Genomic DNA, 16,948 nt, shown 5'->3' with positions numbered 1-16,948 from the left:
TAAAATAATAAATACTAATTTTGGCGCATTCGAGTTATAGTATTTATGTTTAAAAATGTATTGTTTTGGGTTGTACTTTTTTGTTTTTCTGGGCTACAGGCGCAAGAAACAGATTCGGGGTACAGTACCAAAAAAATCGCTTTTACAACAGATACCATTCATCTGGAAACAGCAAGCATCAATTCCTATTCTTTTAAAGTTTTGGATTCCAAAAACCAAACTGTTGACCCTTCGTTATACCAAGTCAACTTTCCAAAAGGGACGCTCTTATTTAAAGACAAAAACCAATTTATCGCAGATTCCGTCACGGTTCATTATCTAAAACTACCCGATCTGCTAACCAAAGAATACAGCATTTACGACAGTAGCAAAATGATTGACAACGACGCTACCAATCAAAATTTATATAAAATTGAAAATGTTGCCGTAAAAAAAAACACGCCATTTGATGGCCTTGTCACCAAAGGAAGTCTCTCTAGAGGAGTAACAGTCGGCAACAATCAAAATGCGGTGGTCAATTCGAATTTAGATTTTCAAATCACTGGAAAAATATCCGACAAAGTCAGCATTAGAGCTTCCATTCAAGATACCAATATTCCAGTTCAGGAAGGAAGCTATTCCCAGAAACTGAATCAATACGACAATGTTTTCATGGAACTCTTCAGCGATAGTTGGAATGTTCGCGCCGGCGATGTCTTTATTGGCAACAACACTACCCGTTTCCTTGCATTCAACAAGAAAATACAGGGGCTATCCACTATTGTCAATTTAGGGAATGAAGACAGCAAAACAAATCTATTCGCATCGGGCGGATTGGTTACTGGTCATTATGCCAGCAGCAACTTCAAAGGGCAGGAAGGGAATCAAGGTCCTTATAAATTAATTGGACAAAATGGCGAATTGTATGTTTTAGTCATCATAGGATCCGAACGCGTTTATGTCAATGGCGTTTTATTAAAAAGAGGCGAGACTAATGATTATGTTATCGATTATAACTCTGGAGAAATTGTGTTTACCCCTCTTTTTAGCATCACATCCGAAATGAGAATCGCAATCGAATACCAATATTCCGAGATTAACTACACCCGATTCGTTACCTACGATGGTGGATCATTTACCAATAAAAAATGGAATTTCGGTGCCGCAGTCTATTCTGAGAATGACTTAAAAAACCAACCCGTTCAACAAAACCTTTCCAAAGAACAAGTGCAAGTTTTGGCAAAAGCCGGAGACAATCCTCTTTTAATGATGGCACCATCGGCTTATCTTGACACCTATGACGAAAAAAAAATACTGTATAAAAAAACCATCCTTGGAGCGGAATCCATTTTTGAATATTCAACAAATCCCAAAGACGAATTATACACTGTTACCTTTACTTTAATAGGACTAAAAAAAGGAAATTATGTTTTGAAAAACGCAACAAGCGTCGATAAAATTTTTGAATATGTAGCTCCCATAAATGGAATTACACAAGGGAATTACGAACCCATCATTCAATTAATAGCTCCCATAAAATCGCAGGTTGCTACCTTTTTTGGGAAATACAATCCTTCTGAAAAAACCGCAGTTGATTTTGAAATCGCCATTAGCAACAGCGATAAAAACTTATTCTCTACCCTTGACGACGACAACAATAAAGGATTGGCGGGAAAAATCAATACCAAGCAACGGTTGTATTCTAAAAAATGGAACCTTGATGCTTTTGCTAATTTACAAGTCACAGAAGCCAATTTTAAACCTGTAGAGCGCATCAACTCCATAGAGTTTTATAGGGATTGGAATGTAGCTCCCACCATAATAGGCAATCAAAATTTACTGGGTACGGGTTTGAATTTTAATTTAAAACCCAATAAAAACCCTAAGCATTCAGGATCAATAACGTATGCTTTTCAGAGACTCGCTATTGCTAACAATTACTCCGCTATAAAAAACAACATCAACGCAGGATTTGCATTGAATAATTGGACTATTAAAACCAATGGCAGTTTATTAAAAAGTGACGACATAGAAACCGCCACTAAATTCGCCAGAAACGTTTCGCAAATACAATACAACTTCAAAAAAAACTGGGTTGGCGGAACCCTGCGTTTTGAAGACAATCACGGCACGAACAAAGCAACCCAAAAACTCCCTTTGCAAAGTCAGCGTTTTAATGAATACGGAATATACACAGGTCATGGGGACAGCACCCGCGTTTATGTGCAATTGGGTTATTTAAGGCGAACCAATGACAGTATTCAAAACGGATTATTACAGAGAGTAAATACCTCGAATAGCTATAACATAAAATCACAATTATTTAAAACGGAGATTCGTGATCTATCGGTATTTGTAAATTATAGAATTTTAGAGTACACCGATCCTACTTTAAAAAAGACACCTTCACTAAATTCGAGGATTTTATACAGTGATCAATTTTTTAAACAATTGTTGCAAAGCAGCACCCTTTTCGAAACCAATTCGGGAACGATGCCTTTTCAAAATTATACTTATATAGAAGTTCCTGCTGGGCAAGGAAAATACACTTGGAATGACTATAATAATAACGGGATAAAAGAACTCGAAGAATTTGAGATCGCACCATTCATCGATTTAGCCACCTATACCAGAATCTTTTTGCCCAATCAAATTTATATTAAAACCAATCAAAACAAGTTCTCGCAGTCTTTTATAATTAATCCCAATATTTGGCAAAACAGTACTACTTACAAGAAAGTGCTGTCCTATTTTTATTTACAAAGTAGCTTCATTATAGATAGAAAAATTAAAAATGAAGGAGATCATATTGAATTGAATCCGTTTCATTCGGCATCCCAAAATGTCTTGGGATTACTTTCTACTTTTACCAATAGCTTGTTTTATAATCGAGGGAAACGCAACAATTCTGTTACCTACACCTACATGACCAACCAAGCACAAAACCTATTATCGGTAGGAACCATTAAAAACAAAAACAGCTTTCATCAATTGCAATACCAACATTTATTGCAAAAAAGTTGGTTGTTTGATGCTTTGTCAAAAACCCTTTTAACAACAGCCGAATCAGAAACATTTGTCGAAAAAAACTATACTATTGAAGGCTATGTATTGGCTCCAAAGATTAGCTATCTGTTTTCAAAAAACATCAGCTTAGATCTTTTTTATGAATACAGCAACAAAGAAAATCAGATTGGCAACTTAGACACTTTATTGCAAAACCGCTTTGGCACTTCCTTTAGTTACAATGGAACATCAAGATTTACTGCAAACGGCGAAGTTTCTTTGTATAAAAATGATTTTAAGGGAAATGAATTTTCTTCGGCGGGTTATCAAATGCTGGAAGGATTGCAAACAGGTCAAAATTTAACTTGGAGAACGCTGCTACAAATGAATCTGACTGCGTTTTTAGACCTTAATTTTATTTACCAAGGACGAAAAAGCGAAACCAGCGAGGCCATTCATACCGGAAGCGTTACGTTGCGAGCTTATTTTTAACCCATTAGATTAAAATTTTAAAAAAAAGTAGTAAATTTAAATCTAATTTAAAAAACTAAACAGATATGAAATCACAGATTGCTTCGCCTGTTCGCCTTTTAGGCTCGGGTCACGAAAACAAAAAAAACAAACTGCTAAGCTTGAGTAAAAAATTACTGTTATTAAGCTTCTTCTTAATTGTATCAAATACTTTTTACGGACAAACAAGCAAGACAACAGCCAAAACGGCAACAGAAAAAGCAACGAAAGACACCAAAAAAACAACCGACAAAGCAGTTAAAGATTCAAAAGCAACAGCCGACAAAGCTAAAAAAGACACCAAAAAAACAACAGATAAAGTAGCCAAAGATTCTAAAGCAACTGCTGATAAAGCGACAAAAGACACAAAAAAAACGACCGAAAAAGTAGCTAAAGATTCTAAAACAACTGCTGAAAAAACAACAAAAGACGCTAAAAAAGAAGTTGCTAAATCTACCGAAAAATCAAAAACAGCTGTAAAAACAGCTGACAAAGTAACCGGAGAATACAATGGAAAAAAAGTGTATACTGGCCCACAAGGAGGTAAATACTACATCAATTCTAACGGAAACAAAACCTATATTAAGCAATAAGTTAACTCCGAAAACAAATCACCGAAGGCTATCCATAATTGGTTAGCCTTCTTTTTATTTAATTATATAATATTTTAGTAATACATTGCAAACATTAGAATGAAACGCTTCGAATATCTTTAGACTTACAAACATAAGTAAGACTTGAAAATGAATTTAAACTCCGACAATAAAAATATTTTGATTGCTCCTTTAAATTGGGGATTGGGTCACGCTACCCGTTGCATTCCAATCATTAAAGCTTTACAAGAAAATAACTTTACTCCAATAATCGCTTCTGATGGAATTGCCCTTGAATTACTTCGAAAAGAGTTTCCTTATTTAAAAACTCTTGAATTACCATCTTACCAAATTGAATATGCCAAAAACGGCAAGAATTTTAAATGGAAACTCTTAAAAAGCTTACCAAAAATGATGGAAGCCATTTGGGACGAAAAAAGCATCGTAAACAAATGGATTAAAAAACATAAGATTGAAGGCATCATATCGGATAATCGATTGGGGGTTTTTAGCAAAAAAATCCCATCGGTGTTTATTACCCACCAATTAAATGTTATGACGGGAAACACTACTTGGATCACCAGTAAAATACACCAGCATATTATAAAAAAATACGCCGCCTGTTGGGTTCCAGATATAAATGCTACATTGAATCTGACCGGAAAACTAGGTCATTTAGAGCACAGCACTTTACCGCTACACTATCTAGGACCATTGAGCCGAATGCATAAAATGGGATTGCCAATACAATATGACCTGATGATTATTTTATCTGGCCCCGAACCTCAACGAGGATTACTAGAAGCACATCTTACTGAAGAAGTAAAACGCTTTGATGGAAAAGTAGTTTTTATAAAAGGAATCATCGAAGCCGAACAAAAAAAGGAACAAATAGGAAATGTGACCTACTATAATTTTATGAAAACCCGTCAGCTAGAACAAACTTTCAACGAAAGTGAAAAAGTACTTTGTCGATCTGGATATACGACTATTATGGACTTGGTAAAACTCAATAAAAAAGCGTTTTTTATACCCACACCGGGGCAATATGAGCAAATCTATTTAGCCAAGAAACTAGAAAAAGAGGGTTTGGTTCCCTATGCAACCCAAGAGAACTTTAGAATAGAAGATCTTTCAAAAATAAATCAATACAAAGGGCTTCCACAATTAGACAGCACCGTAAACTGGGAAGAGTTATTCAAGGTATTTTAGCAAACAAAAAGTCGCCTTCATATTCTAAAAAACAACCATATAAGAAATATAAGTTCATAGAAGCAAACTTAAATGAACTTATATTTCTTATATGGTTACAAATTGGCTATTGAATTTGACAAAGATAATTCTATAAAAAAGTCAAAACAATTAACACTGTTCTAACTTTTTTATTGGTACTAATACTGAAATCTTAATGAGAAAATTAGTCTTCCGATCTTAAATCATCGAATTTATCGTGTTTGATAATTTTCGCATTGATCATAAAATAAACATACTCGGCTATATTGGTACAATGCTCCGAAATTCGTTCCAAGTGCTTTAAAATAATCACCAAATTAGTTCCTGAAACTACAGCCTTAGAATTGACTTTCATTTCATTTATAATTTCGTGTATTGCATCTTCGCAATTATTTCTGATGTCTTTGTTCAATACAAATATCTCTCCAATTGTATTTTCATTACGAGTTATAAAACAATTATTGGTCTTAACCGTAATTAGCTCTACTTGTCTGGCAAGATCGGCTATATTGAACTTAACAATCAGGTCGTGTTTTTCTTTAATGTTTTTTGACCTTTTTACGATACTTATTGATAAATCTCCAATGCGTTCAATCTCATTACTAATTTGCATTGCCGACATTATGAAACGTAAATCAGAAGCAACGGGTTGTTGCAACGCAAAAATACTTTGACAAATCTCATCGATTTTTATATCTAATTTATCAATTTTGTTTTCTGTTTTTTTGATGCTTTTCCCTTCAGCTGCTTCAGGTTCTTGCAAAAGTATTTTTACGGATTCGCTCACTTGACCTTCGGCCAATTTTCCGATTTTTTCAATAATACTTTTTAATTTATCTAATTCTATTTCGAAGTGTGACGCCATTTTATTTTAGATTTTAGATTCTTGATTTTAGATTTTAGATTTATTCTAACGTTTGCCCCTCTCTCCTTTGGAGAGGGTCCCGATAGCTATCGGGAGGGGGTGAGGATTTTTATCCAAATCTTCCTGTAATATAATCCTCAGTTTGTTTTTGCACCGGTTTGGTAAATATAGAATTTGTTTTCCCCATTTCAATCAATTCACCCATATAAAAAAAGGCGGTATGATCACTCGTTCTTGCCGCTTGTTGCATATTATGCGTCACGATGATGATGGTATATTGCTCTTTTAATTCATGTATCAGTTCTTCAATTTTTGAAGTTGAAATAGGATCCAATGCGCTTGCAGGCTCATCCATCAAAATAATATCTGGGCTTACCGCCAATGTTCTTCCGATACACAAACGTTGTTGCTGTCCTCCAGAAAGTCCCAAAGCCGAGTCATCCAAACGATCTTTCAACTCATCCCAAATGGCAGCTTGACGCAAAGAAGTTTCAACAATTTCGTCTAATTGTGTTTTGTCTTTTATCCCATTGATACGAGGACCATAAGCAACATTCTCATAAATAGATTTCGGGAAAGGATTTGATTTTTGAAAAACCATTCCGATTTTCTTTCTAATATTGACAACATCAACATTCTTATCATAAATATCAACTCCTTCAACCAACATTTGCCCTGTAATAGAAACACTTGGTATAAGGTCATTCATTCTATTGATACATCTCAAAAAAGTAGATTTTCCACAACCCGAAGGTCCAATTAAAGCGGTCACTTTATTGGCGGGAATATCCATTGTAATTTCATTCAGAGCTTTTTTTTCGCCGTAGTATAATGATAAATCATTTACTTTTATTTTTATGTCTTTCATTGTTTATTATTGTTTTATAAAAGGGGCTATTCCATATTTATCTCGCAAAATCTGAAATCTGCTTTCTGCAATCTTCAATCTTCAATCTTTACTTTGCGTTTCTTCTTATTCTTGATCTAATTAGTACTGCAACTACATTTAGAGATAATGTCAAAATTAATAAAACTAAGGTTGTAGCAAACTGTATCGGCATGGTTTTTTCCACATCAGAAGATTGGGTAGACATTATATAAATATGGTATCCCAAGTTCATAAATTGATCGCTTAAAGAACCCGGCAGTGTAGCCAAATAATAAGCCGCTCCCGTAAACAATATTGGAGCCACTTCTCCAGCTCCTCTACTTACGGCAAGAATGGTCCCAGTCATAATTCCCGAAACCGAACCCGGAAGTACCACGTTTTTGATGGTTTGCCATTTGGTTGCTCCAAGTGCCAAACTCGCTTCTCTTAATTCACGTGGAATGGTTTTCAACGCTTCTTCGACAGAAACAATGATAACGGGTAATGTCAATAAAGACATGGTTAAACTTGCCCAAAGAATATTAGGTTGTCCCCAACGCAATTGACCTCCATTAAAAGCGGTATCGGCTCCAGCACCCAAAAATTGGATGAAAAACCCAAGACCAAAAAGACCAAATATAATAGAAGGTACAACTGCTAAAGTTCGCACTGAGAATCGAACAGCAGCAGCAAATTTTGAATTTTCACTGGCATATTCTGTTAAGTAAAGCGCCGTTATTGTCCCAAAAGGAACCGCCGCAATAGACATTACGATTACTAATATAAAAGTTCCTATTAAAGCGGGGAATATCCCTCCTTCGGTCATACCATTGGTAGGAAACGAAGAAATAAACTCCCAAGAAAACTTAGAGCGTCCTTGATATACTATAATTCCAAGGATAATGAAAAGAATCGCAATAATTAACAGCACTGCCAATTGTGTGATTCCAACAAAAAACTTCCCTTTTATATCCGAAATACTTTTTTTACTTGAAAAAAAGTGATCTTCTGATTCATTTATAACTTTGTCCATAATTATTTACCTTGGAATTTTTTTAACAATTTACCTTTTACATAAAACTCTGCCACCGCATTTAAGGCGAATGAGAAGATGAAAAGTAAAGACCCAATAAAAAACAAAACACTATAATGGGTATCCCCAAACACAGTCTCTGCCATTTCAGAACCGATGGTTGCCGCAAATGTCCTTACACTTTCAAAAGGATTTAATGACGACAATGCCGCATTACCAGTTGCCATCAGCGCAATCATGGTTTCTCCAAAAACCCTTCCCACTCCCAATAATAGAGCGGCAAAAATCCCGGGCGTTGCAGCAGGCAGGACCACAAAAAAGGCAGTTTGCCATTTACTCGCTCCTAAAGCTAAACTAGCTTCAGTATAGGTTTTAGGAATAGCAGCCAAGGCGTCCTCCGAAATAGTATAGATAATAGGAATAGCCGCAAGTGCCATTGCTACACCTCCAATAAAAGCATTCAATCTTGATTCATAACCAAACACATCTTGAAAGAAAGTAGCCAATACCATCAAAGCAAAAAATCCAATTACAACTGATGGAAAAGCAGCAAGCATTTCGATAATTGGCTTAATGATTTCCTTCACTCTTTTTGAAGCAAAACACGAAGTGTACAATGCTGCAAGAACTGCTAAAGGTCCTGCAATAAGCATTGCAATGATAGTCACCTTTAAAGTTCCAATCAATAACCCTAACAATCCAAATCTAGGATTATCGGAAACAGGAACCCACTCAGTTGTAAAAAAGGTACTCCAAGTTTTATCGGCTCCTTCTTTGTTTTCGGAAACGGCATCCATTGTTTCATCAGCTGAAGCAACGGTTAAGTCTTCTTTTGGAGTATCTCCATACGCTTCTGGTTTTAAATCCTCTTGAGAAACAGGTTCAGAACCATACGTTTCAGGTTTTAAATCCTCCTTTGGAGTATCGCCATAGGATTCTGGCTTTAATTCCTCTGTTGGTTCAGCTCCATAGGATTCGGGCTTTAATTCTTCTGTAGGTTCAGCACCGTACGATTCTGGTTTAGCAGCTGTAGTAGTTTGTATTTCAGTTTTTGCTTTAGCATCGCCTCCGAAACTAAACAATGGTAAGGATTCTTTAAAAACAAAAATGAAAATTAAAAAAATAATCGCAATTGATAAAAAAGCAACTGACGATATAATTTTTTCGGCAAGAAACTCAGAAAGTCTGAATTGCTTTTTTAAACTTTCTTCAGTGAAAGTCCGTTTGATTGGTATTTGGGTGTTCATCTTATTTATTTAAGATTTCATTTAGAAAAAAAACACAAATATCCCTCACTTCAATAAAAAATGAGGGATATTTTACTTACTATTATTTTAAAGGATAATAACCTACATCCTCGATAAGACCTTGACCTGCAGGGCTCAAAATCCAATCGACAAACGCTTTAGTTTCACCTGTTGGTTTTGATTTTAAATACATGTACAAATACCTTGTAATAGGATACGTTTTGCTTTTGATAGTAGCGGCAGTTGGTAAAATCGCAGGACTTTTATCGTCTTTCTTTACACCACAATCTTTTACACCTTCAGCATAAGCCGCTCCTCCGTAACCAATAGAATTTTTATCTTTTTTAACTGCATTTACAATTGCAGCTGTTCCTGGCAATGTTTGACAAGATGGTGCAAAATCAGTTTTCACTACATTGTCTTTAAAGAAACCAAATGTTCCAGAACTGCTTTCTCTTCCGTATAATTTGATTGGAGCATCGGCACCACCTACTTCTTTCCAGTTGGTAATTTTTCCAGCAAAAATTTGTCCAATTTGTTTAAGCGTAAGTGAAGTTACAGGATTCGCTTTATTCAAATACACAGATAAACCATCTTTGGCACAAGGAATTTCTACTCCCATTGTATTGTATCTTGCTTTTAATTTTTCTACTTCAGACGTTTTAATAGGACGACTTGAATTGGCAATATCAGTAGATCCATTGATTAATGCTGCCAAACCTACTCCAGATCCACCTCCAGTAACTTGAATAGAAGCACCTGGGTTTTTCTTCATATACACTTCTGCCCATTTTTGAGACAAAATAACCATGGTATCAGACCCTTTTACAGTCACTTTATTTATCGTAGTGAAAGAAAATCCAATTCCCATAACGATCATTACAATCAATGCTACTTTTAATTTTGTTGTTTTCATTTTGATATAAATTATTTTTATTATTATTTAAAATTTTGCTTGAAACCTCAATGTTAAGGAATTATCTATATGGTCAACATTAGCAAAATCTGAATTAGTGATAGCTGGGTTTGCACTTTTTTCATTTAGGGGCATGGTATAACTCAACATTATTTTTATATTTTCATCAAAGAAATACTGATAAGCAAAAGTCCAGTTTTTAAATTTCAAATCATCTATAGTCGCTACATCATTTCCAGATTTTTTAGTGTTTGGATCAAAAACATCATACCTTACAGACAACATGTGGTCTTTTCCAACGTTTTTTATTAATGAAAGATAATATCCTTCTATATCTCTTACTTTATTATTAAGAGTAAATAATGTATTCACTTGTGTTGGAAAATCAGCAGCTTTAAATCCAGACAATGTACCCCTTACATATTCGGTTTTAAATGAAGTTCCGCCAAGAAAATCATAATACACTTGCATTTCTGCGCCATACCATTCTTTTTTAAGATTATCTCCTACTTTTGGAGTAAATTTATTTCCATTTTCATCAGTAAATATTGCTGGAGTAGCAGTTTGAGTAATTACTCCGTTATTACCAAAATACCCAAGACCTCCAAAATCAATTCCAAGGCCTTTGCTTGGAAATTTTAGTGAATAAACAGCTCTGGCCATTACATCTTTACTATTATCTACATCTTTAACTTGATTTGCAGCTGCTCCTGTTGCAAAATTCCCATTCAATATTGCTACTTGAAGTTTAAATGGAATTTCATATTTCGTCATAAAATTCGCTTCAAATTTAGCGCCTTGATCTCTCTCTTGCGGATATAAAACCCTGGTCATTAAACTTCTTTCTGCAAATTCTCTTGATGCAGATGAAAATTCTACTTCATAAGTAGGTCTATTAAATAGCCCAACCCATAATGAGAATGTATTTGTCCAACGATCATTCAGCATGACATAAACATCGGTAAGCCTCACTCTATCAATTTCAAAATTTGGACACAAAACAAACTTGACACCATCTAATGCTTCATAAGTAAATTTAACCCGCGCTCTCCTTAGAGAAAATGAATTTGTAATTGGAGCTGCACCTGTTACAGGGCTTACACCATGAATTCCAGCATTCCACGTATCATAAGTCTCATATTGTGCTTGGATGTACCCCGATATTTTTAACTTAGCCAATTTATCTACTTGTTCCTGCAAAGGAGATAATTGTTCATTTAACGCATCAAATTTTAATTGATGCAAATTTATTGCTTGTTGTAACGAATCAATACTGATTGGTTTAATTGAATCATTTGCAACCTCTTGCGCATTTACTGCACCACAAAAAGACACCATTATTGCAACTATAACTTTTTTCATTTCTTTTATTATGAATGTTAATTTGGCGCAAAGGTGACATTGCAATGTTAAGTTAATGTTAACTCAATGTTATATAGATGATAATTTAATGTTAATAGGTTTTTTCTCTAAATCACGTAGCGCCTATTTTAGCCTAAAAACAAGTGTCAAACAACTGAAATACAGCATTTTAAATTATTTGTTTCGTTTGTAAATTTAAGGTTGATTTTTGTTTTTCTTAAGTCCAAATTGATCGGTAATAAATGTCTTTTCAAGGGTAAATGAGAACTCAGAACCTATGCCAAATTCACTCTCTACGTAAATTTTTTCTTTATGGGCTTCAATTATATGCTTTACTATCGAAAGTCCTAGACCTGAACCTCCTTCGGTACGAGAGCCACTTTTATCAACTCTGTAAAAGCGTTCAAAAAGTCGCGGTATGTTTTGTGCTTCTATACCTTCTCCATTATCTGTAACCCGAACCAATACTTTTTTATTGGTCAAATTCACAATCGAAACCTCGGTCAAACCACCTTCTTTTCCGTATTTTATGGAGTTGACAATCAAATTTTCAACTACCTGTTGAACTTTATCTTTGTCACCATTTACAAAAATGGGCTGAATGTGATCATTTTCAAATGCTAGGGTAATTTTCTTTTTATCGGCTTTCATTTCTAATAAATCGAAAACATTCTGAATCAATTTTACGACATCAAATTTGGTAAACTCAAGATTTAAATCCCCAGATTCTAATTTGGTAATCATATCCAAATCTTCAACAATATAAATTAATCGTTCGACTCCCTTTTCGGCACGCTTTAAGTATTTTTTACGAATCGATTTATCATCCATTGCTCCATCAAGAAGAGTTGACAAATAGCCTTGTACGGTAAATAATGGGGTTTTGAGTTCATGGGATACATTTCCCAAAAACTCTCTTCGATACTCTTCTCGAACTTGCAACATTTCGATCTCTAGCTTTTTATCGGTGGCAAATTTCTTTACTTCCCGAGTTAAAGTTTCCATATCGGTTGTAATGGGTTTGTTTATAAAAGTACTCGATTCCAAGAGCGCTACGTCATCGTAGATTTTCTTAACTCTTCTGTATATAAAACGCTCTACTCTATATTGCAAAACAAAGAATGAAAACAAATAAACAAAAAACAGACTAATCAATCCAAACAATAGAACCTCCGTAAAAGTCGATTTGAACAGTATTGCAGAAAGAATCATGCAAAAACCGGATACAAACAAACTGATAAATAAAGCCGATTTTATAGCAAACTTGTAACTTTTTTTGAAATTTATTTTCATTATATAATTGGGTATGCGAAGAGTTTTTTGATTTTTGATTTAAGATTTTTGATTTAAGATTTCGCAACGCACAATCTCAAAATCAAATTATCAGCAATTTACTCGCGTATTTCAACATCTGCAATCAAAAATCGTTAATCTTAAATATCTTTTAAAAAATGCCATTTATTTAAACTTCAAACTTATAACCTACACCTTTTATGGTTTTAAAAAGATCATCTCCAATTTTTTCACGCAGTTTTCTGATATGAACATCGATGGTTCTTCCGCCAACAACGACATCATTTCCCCAAACTTTATCAAGGATTTCTTCTCTTTTAAACACTTTACCGGGCTTAGAAGCCAATAGATAAAAAAGCTCAAACTCTTTTCTTGGCAAAGCAATCTCGATATTGTCCTTTACGATTTTATATTCCTCACGGTTAATTTCTATTCCACCAACATTGAGCGTTTCGCTGTTTTGTTCTTGCTCTTTTAATCTTCGCAACAAGGCTTTTACTTTGCTTACCAGCAATTTCGGCTTAATAGGCTTTGTAATATAATCATCGGCACCGGCATCAAAACCAGCAACCTGCGAATAATCCTCACTTCTGGCGGTCAAAAAAGTAATGATTACATTATTCAACTCCGGTATTTTTCTAATATTCTCACAGGCTTCCATTCCATCCATTTCTGGCATCATTACATCCATAATGATAAGATCCGGCAATTCTTTTTTGGCTTTTTCAACAGCTTCTTTACCATTTATAGCAGTAACAATCTGATACCCTTCTTGAGCTAAATTATAGCCTACAATTTCTAAAATATCTGGCTCATCATCAACCAGAAGAATCTTGGTGTTTCTTTTCTTCATAAAATAGCAAAATTAAGTTTCTCTATTGTATTTCGACCTATTTGAGATACAATGACTTTTATTGCAATGTAAAAGTAATAATAAACCACTAGTATCAATGATAAAAAAAACGAGTTAACCTTAATTTAATATGTTAACAATTTCATAATGATTATAACATTGATTCGTAACTTGATGTTAACACAAAGACTAGAATCCCGCCATTTATTTGCAGAAAATTAAATACTATTCAAAATGAAATTAAAATTTCTATTCTTTACACTACTTATTTGCGCTATTGGCTTCTCACAAAACAAAGGAACAATATCTGGTGTTTTATTAGACAAAGACTCCAACAATCAATCTTTACCTTTTGCGAATGTCTTGTTAAAAGAGACAAAAACTGGTGCAAATACAGATATTGACGGAAAATATACGATTGCAACAGCTCCTGGAAATTATACGATTCAATTTAGTTTTTTAGGCTATGAAACTGTAGAAGTTCCTGTAACAGTGGTTGCAAACGAAACTGTTACACTTAATAACTCATTGGGATCTGGAAGCTATAAGCTAAAGGATGTAGTTATCAAATCAAACGTAACAAGAGAAAAAGAAACAGCATTATTATTAGAGCAAAAAAATGCAGTGGTCATCAAACAAAGTATTGGCGCTCAAGAAATGTCTCGAAAAGGAGTTAGCGATGTAGAAGAAGGTTTAACTAAAATAACCGGAATTACAAAAGTAGAATCCCGTGGCTTATTTGTAAGAGGACTAGAAGATCGTTACAATAACTTACTGCTTAATGACTTGGCGGTACCATCAAACAATCCATTTAAAAAAATTATCCCTTTAGATATTTTTCCAACCGACATTGTAAGTGTTTTAGAAACCTACAAAACTTTCAACACTAATTTATACGGAGACTTTGCTGGAGGAACTTTTAATATTGTAACAGCAAACTCTGGAAAAAGTCAAACTAAAATTAATTTTGGAGCTGGTTACACTATAAACAATAACCTGGAAAAATTTCTTATTTCCCAAGACGCAACCTCTACATCTGATTTTTTTGGATTTTCAGGTAACGAAAGAGATTTACCATCTGCATTAACAAAAACCCCAAGTAATCAAACATTAACTGCTGACCAAGCAGCAAACGGATTTGGATCAGGTTTTGACGTTAAAAGCGATGTTTCTCCTTTAAACACAAATTTTGGAATTCTTCATTCAGAAAAATTCACTCTAGGCAAAAACCAAAACATATTTCAATACTTGATCTCACTTAACTATGAAAATAAATTTCAAATTAGAAGTGGTGCCGACAGATTTTTTAATACCGCACAAGGAAATTATGACAATGACTTAGTTACAACGCAGTACAAATTTATAACAAACTCTTCTGTATTGGCAGCTTTAACTTATAAAACAAAAAGGTTCTCTGTTACATCAAATACTATCTATCTAAAATCAAATCAGAATTTAATACAAGATCAACTAGGGTATACAAATTCTAATGCAACCCAAACAAATGGGTTTATCAGAATGAATGAATTACAAGAATCTACTTTTTTGAACACACAGTTATTTGGTAATTACAAACTGACCGAGGATGAAAGACACAATATAAAAGCTGGAGTTTCATACTCAACAACACAGTATGAACTTCCTGATAGAAAATCTTTCAAAGGTGTTAAAATTGACGACAACACGACATCAATTTCCTATTCAGGAAATAGTATAACTAGACAATATCTTGATTTTAAAGGCGAACATCACATCTCAGGTTTACTGGAATACAGTTGGAAATTTGGCAATGAAGACATATCCAAATCACACAAGCTTACGGCAGGATATAGCGGATATATGAATAAAATGGGATCTGAATTTAGATTTTTAGTATCACAAAGACTAGATGCAAATACCGCCACTTTCCCTACAAACTCACCTGATGAATATTTCAAAAATGAGATTTTAAAAAACAATTTTACCTATACCGAAGGCACAAACTCGACTTACAAAGCGCTCTTGGAAGAATTCATTAACGCTGGATATTTAGATCTAGCCTTCAAATTTGGCGAAAAAATAGAATTAAATGCAGGCGCAAGAATAGAACAAACTTCTAGAGAAACAAAATATAAAACATCAGGAAGTTTTTCAGATCCTTTTATAACATTAAAAAATGAAAAAACAGATGTTCTACCTTCTTTGAATACAAGATACCTTTTAAATGAAAAATCAAACTTACGATTTGCAGCCTCCAAAACAATTACAAGACCTGTAATAATGGAGTCTTATCCTCTTGAGTTCGTAAATCCTGACGGTACTATTGAGCAAGGTAATCCATTGTTAATCAATAGCGATAATTACAACTTTGATTTAAAATACGAGTTTTTTCCAACCAATAAGGAATTAATATCAGCCACAATTTTTAATAAAATAATTAAAAATCCAATTGAAAGATTGTTCACAAATTCAGCAGGAAGTGGTGGACAAATTATAACCTACGGCAATTCTAAACAGGCTATCCTTTATGGTGCTGAATTAGAATTCTTATTCCAATTTGAAAGAATTACAAAATCATTATCTAATTTCTCTTTGGGTGCGAATGCATCATTAATGGATACAAAAGTAACTATTGAAACTTCTAAAAATGGAGTTAACAGTCCCGAAACTATTGCAAATGATGCTAATCCATCCAGAAAACTCCAAGGAGCATCGCCTTGGATAGTAAACGCTGATATTAAATATGATTCTGAATTTAGCAAATCATGGAAAAGTTCAATGACTATGGTATACAATATCTATAGCAAACGAATCTATGCAGTGGGAACAAATGGATTAGATAATTATTATGAAATGCCATTTGGTAAACTTGATTTTATTTGGCAAAATAAAATTTCAGATAAATTTGACATTAAACTTTCTGCAGATAACCTATTAAACCCACACTACAAAATAGAATTAGGTGAAAACAGCAGAATCCCAATAACTGAAAGCGATTTAACAATTAAAGAATATAAAAAAGGTATAGGTTTTTCTATGAACGTATCTTATACTTTTTAGAAAAAAAATTAATTAATCATTCGCTAAAGCCCTGTAAATACAGGGCTTTTTTAATAAATAAAAATCAAAAAAATCACATAACCTTTACTTTACATTATATACTGATTTTAGTAACTTTTTTGTAATCATTAGGTAACATTTATTCGAGACT

Annotated in this window: 12 protein-coding genes; 4 read left to right on the top strand and 8 right to left on the bottom strand. The window is 33.9% G+C overall.

The annotated features are described in order from the left end of the window. The first annotated feature begins 45 nt into the window (after window positions 1-45). From FNW52_RS00245 to FNW52_RS00235, 3 genes are all read left to right on the top strand, one after another. On the top strand, window positions 46-3,477 hold the full coding sequence (locus tag FNW52_RS00245; protein ID WP_143375409.1) for a hypothetical protein: 3,432 nt from the start codon (window positions 46-48) through the stop codon (window positions 3,475-3,477). 65 nt (window positions 3,478-3,542) lie between these two features. Next, complete coding sequence (locus FNW52_RS00240; RefSeq protein ID WP_255515425.1) at window positions 3,543-4,088, top strand: hypothetical protein; 546 nt, start codon at window positions 3,543-3,545, stop codon at window positions 4,086-4,088. A 150-nt stretch (window positions 4,089-4,238) separates the two neighbouring features. After that, window positions 4,239-5,300 (top strand): glycosyltransferase family protein, encoded by a 1,062-nt coding sequence (locus tag FNW52_RS00235; RefSeq protein WP_143375408.1) that lies wholly within the window; start codon window positions 4,239-4,241, stop codon window positions 5,298-5,300. Between the two features lie 205 nt (window positions 5,301-5,505). Here the strand turns inward: FNW52_RS00235 and phoU are convergent, their stop codons facing one another. The 8 genes from phoU to FNW52_RS00195 form a co-directional block, all read right to left on the bottom strand. Then, window positions 5,506-6,186: a phosphate signaling complex protein PhoU gene (phoU, locus tag FNW52_RS00230; RefSeq protein ID WP_143375407.1), complete on the bottom strand. Its 681-nt coding sequence runs from the start codon at window positions 6,184-6,186 to the stop codon at window positions 5,506-5,508. A gap of 109 nt (window positions 6,187-6,295) precedes the next feature. Beyond that, window positions 6,296-7,054, bottom strand: coding sequence for a phosphate ABC transporter ATP-binding protein PstB (gene pstB / locus FNW52_RS00225; protein ID WP_143375406.1), 759 nt, complete (start codon window positions 7,052-7,054; stop codon window positions 6,296-6,298). An 88-nt stretch (window positions 7,055-7,142) separates the two neighbouring features. Continuing rightward, entirely contained in the window at window positions 7,143-8,087 is a 945-nt protein-coding gene (gene pstA, locus FNW52_RS00220) for a phosphate ABC transporter permease PstA (RefSeq protein WP_143375405.1), read from the bottom strand. A 2-nt stretch (window positions 8,088-8,089) separates the two neighbouring features. Continuing rightward, complete coding sequence (gene pstC, locus FNW52_RS00215; RefSeq protein ID WP_143375404.1) at window positions 8,090-9,334, bottom strand: phosphate ABC transporter permease subunit PstC; 1,245 nt, start codon at window positions 9,332-9,334, stop codon at window positions 8,090-8,092. 82 nt (window positions 9,335-9,416) lie between these two features. Continuing rightward, window positions 9,417-10,250 (bottom strand): phosphate ABC transporter substrate-binding protein, encoded by an 834-nt coding sequence (locus FNW52_RS00210; RefSeq protein ID WP_143375403.1) that lies wholly within the window; start codon window positions 10,248-10,250, stop codon window positions 9,417-9,419. Window positions 10,251-10,277: 27 nt separating this feature from the next. Further along, the gene (locus FNW52_RS00205) at window positions 10,278-11,612 is read right to left on the bottom strand and encodes a hypothetical protein (RefSeq protein ID WP_143375402.1); all 1,335 of its coding nucleotides are present in this window, start codon (window positions 11,610-11,612) and stop codon (window positions 10,278-10,280) included. Window positions 11,613-11,807: 195 nt separating this feature from the next. Then, entirely contained in the window at window positions 11,808-12,905 is a 1,098-nt protein-coding gene (locus FNW52_RS00200) for a cell wall metabolism sensor histidine kinase WalK (RefSeq protein ID WP_143375401.1), read from the bottom strand. Window positions 12,906-13,074: 169 nt separating this feature from the next. Next, entirely contained in the window at window positions 13,075-13,758 is a 684-nt protein-coding gene (locus FNW52_RS00195; protein WP_116761628.1) for a response regulator transcription factor, read from the bottom strand. A 234-nt stretch (window positions 13,759-13,992) separates the two neighbouring features. On the opposite strand from FNW52_RS00195, the gene FNW52_RS00190 reads away from it, so the two are divergent. Beyond that, window positions 13,993-16,797, top strand: a complete 2,805-nt coding sequence (locus tag FNW52_RS00190) for a TonB-dependent receptor (RefSeq protein ID WP_143375400.1) — start codon at window positions 13,993-13,995, stop codon at window positions 16,795-16,797. Window positions 16,798-16,948 lie beyond the last annotated feature (151 nt).

This window comes from Flavobacterium sp. ZT3R18, assembly GCF_007097385.1.
In the GTDB taxonomy this organism is placed as follows: domain Bacteria; phylum Bacteroidota; class Bacteroidia; order Flavobacteriales; family Flavobacteriaceae; genus Flavobacterium.
This window is presented reverse-complemented; position numbering and strand designations above follow the sequence as displayed.

What these genes read in the sequence shown, in the direction of transcription:
- FNW52_RS00245 (WP_143375409.1), top strand. Translation starts at nt 46, where the DNA reads ATGTTTAAAAATGTATTGTTTTGGGTTGTACTTTTTTGTTTTTCTGGG.
- FNW52_RS00240 (WP_255515425.1), top strand. Translation starts at nt 3,543, where the DNA reads ATGAAATCACAGATTGCTTCGCCTGTTCGCCTTTTAGGCTCGGGTCAC.
- FNW52_RS00235 (WP_143375408.1), top strand. Translation starts at nt 4,239, where the DNA reads ATGAATTTAAACTCCGACAATAAAAATATTTTGATTGCTCCTTTAAAT.
- phoU (WP_143375407.1), bottom strand. Translation starts at nt 6,186, where the DNA reads ATGGCGTCACACTTCGAAATAGAATTAGATAAATTAAAAAGTATTATT.
- pstB (WP_143375406.1), bottom strand. Translation starts at nt 7,054, where the DNA reads ATGAAAGACATAAAAATAAAAGTAAATGATTTATCATTATACTACGGC.
- pstA (WP_143375405.1), bottom strand. Translation starts at nt 8,087, where the DNA reads ATGGACAAAGTTATAAATGAATCAGAAGATCACTTTTTTTCAAGTAAA.
- pstC (WP_143375404.1), bottom strand. Translation starts at nt 9,334, where the DNA reads ATGAACACCCAAATACCAATCAAACGGACTTTCACTGAAGAAAGTTTA.
- FNW52_RS00210 (WP_143375403.1), bottom strand. Translation starts at nt 10,250, where the DNA reads ATGAAAACAACAAAATTAAAAGTAGCATTGATTGTAATGATCGTTATG.
- FNW52_RS00205 (WP_143375402.1), bottom strand. Translation starts at nt 11,612, where the DNA reads ATGAAAAAAGTTATAGTTGCAATAATGGTGTCTTTTTGTGGTGCAGTA.
- FNW52_RS00200 (WP_143375401.1), bottom strand. Translation starts at nt 12,905, where the DNA reads ATGAAAATAAATTTCAAAAAAAGTTACAAGTTTGCTATAAAATCGGCT.
- FNW52_RS00195 (WP_116761628.1), bottom strand. Translation starts at nt 13,758, where the DNA reads ATGAAGAAAAGAAACACCAAGATTCTTCTGGTTGATGATGAGCCAGAT.
- FNW52_RS00190 (WP_143375400.1), top strand. Translation starts at nt 13,993, where the DNA reads ATGAAATTAAAATTTCTATTCTTTACACTACTTATTTGCGCTATTGGC.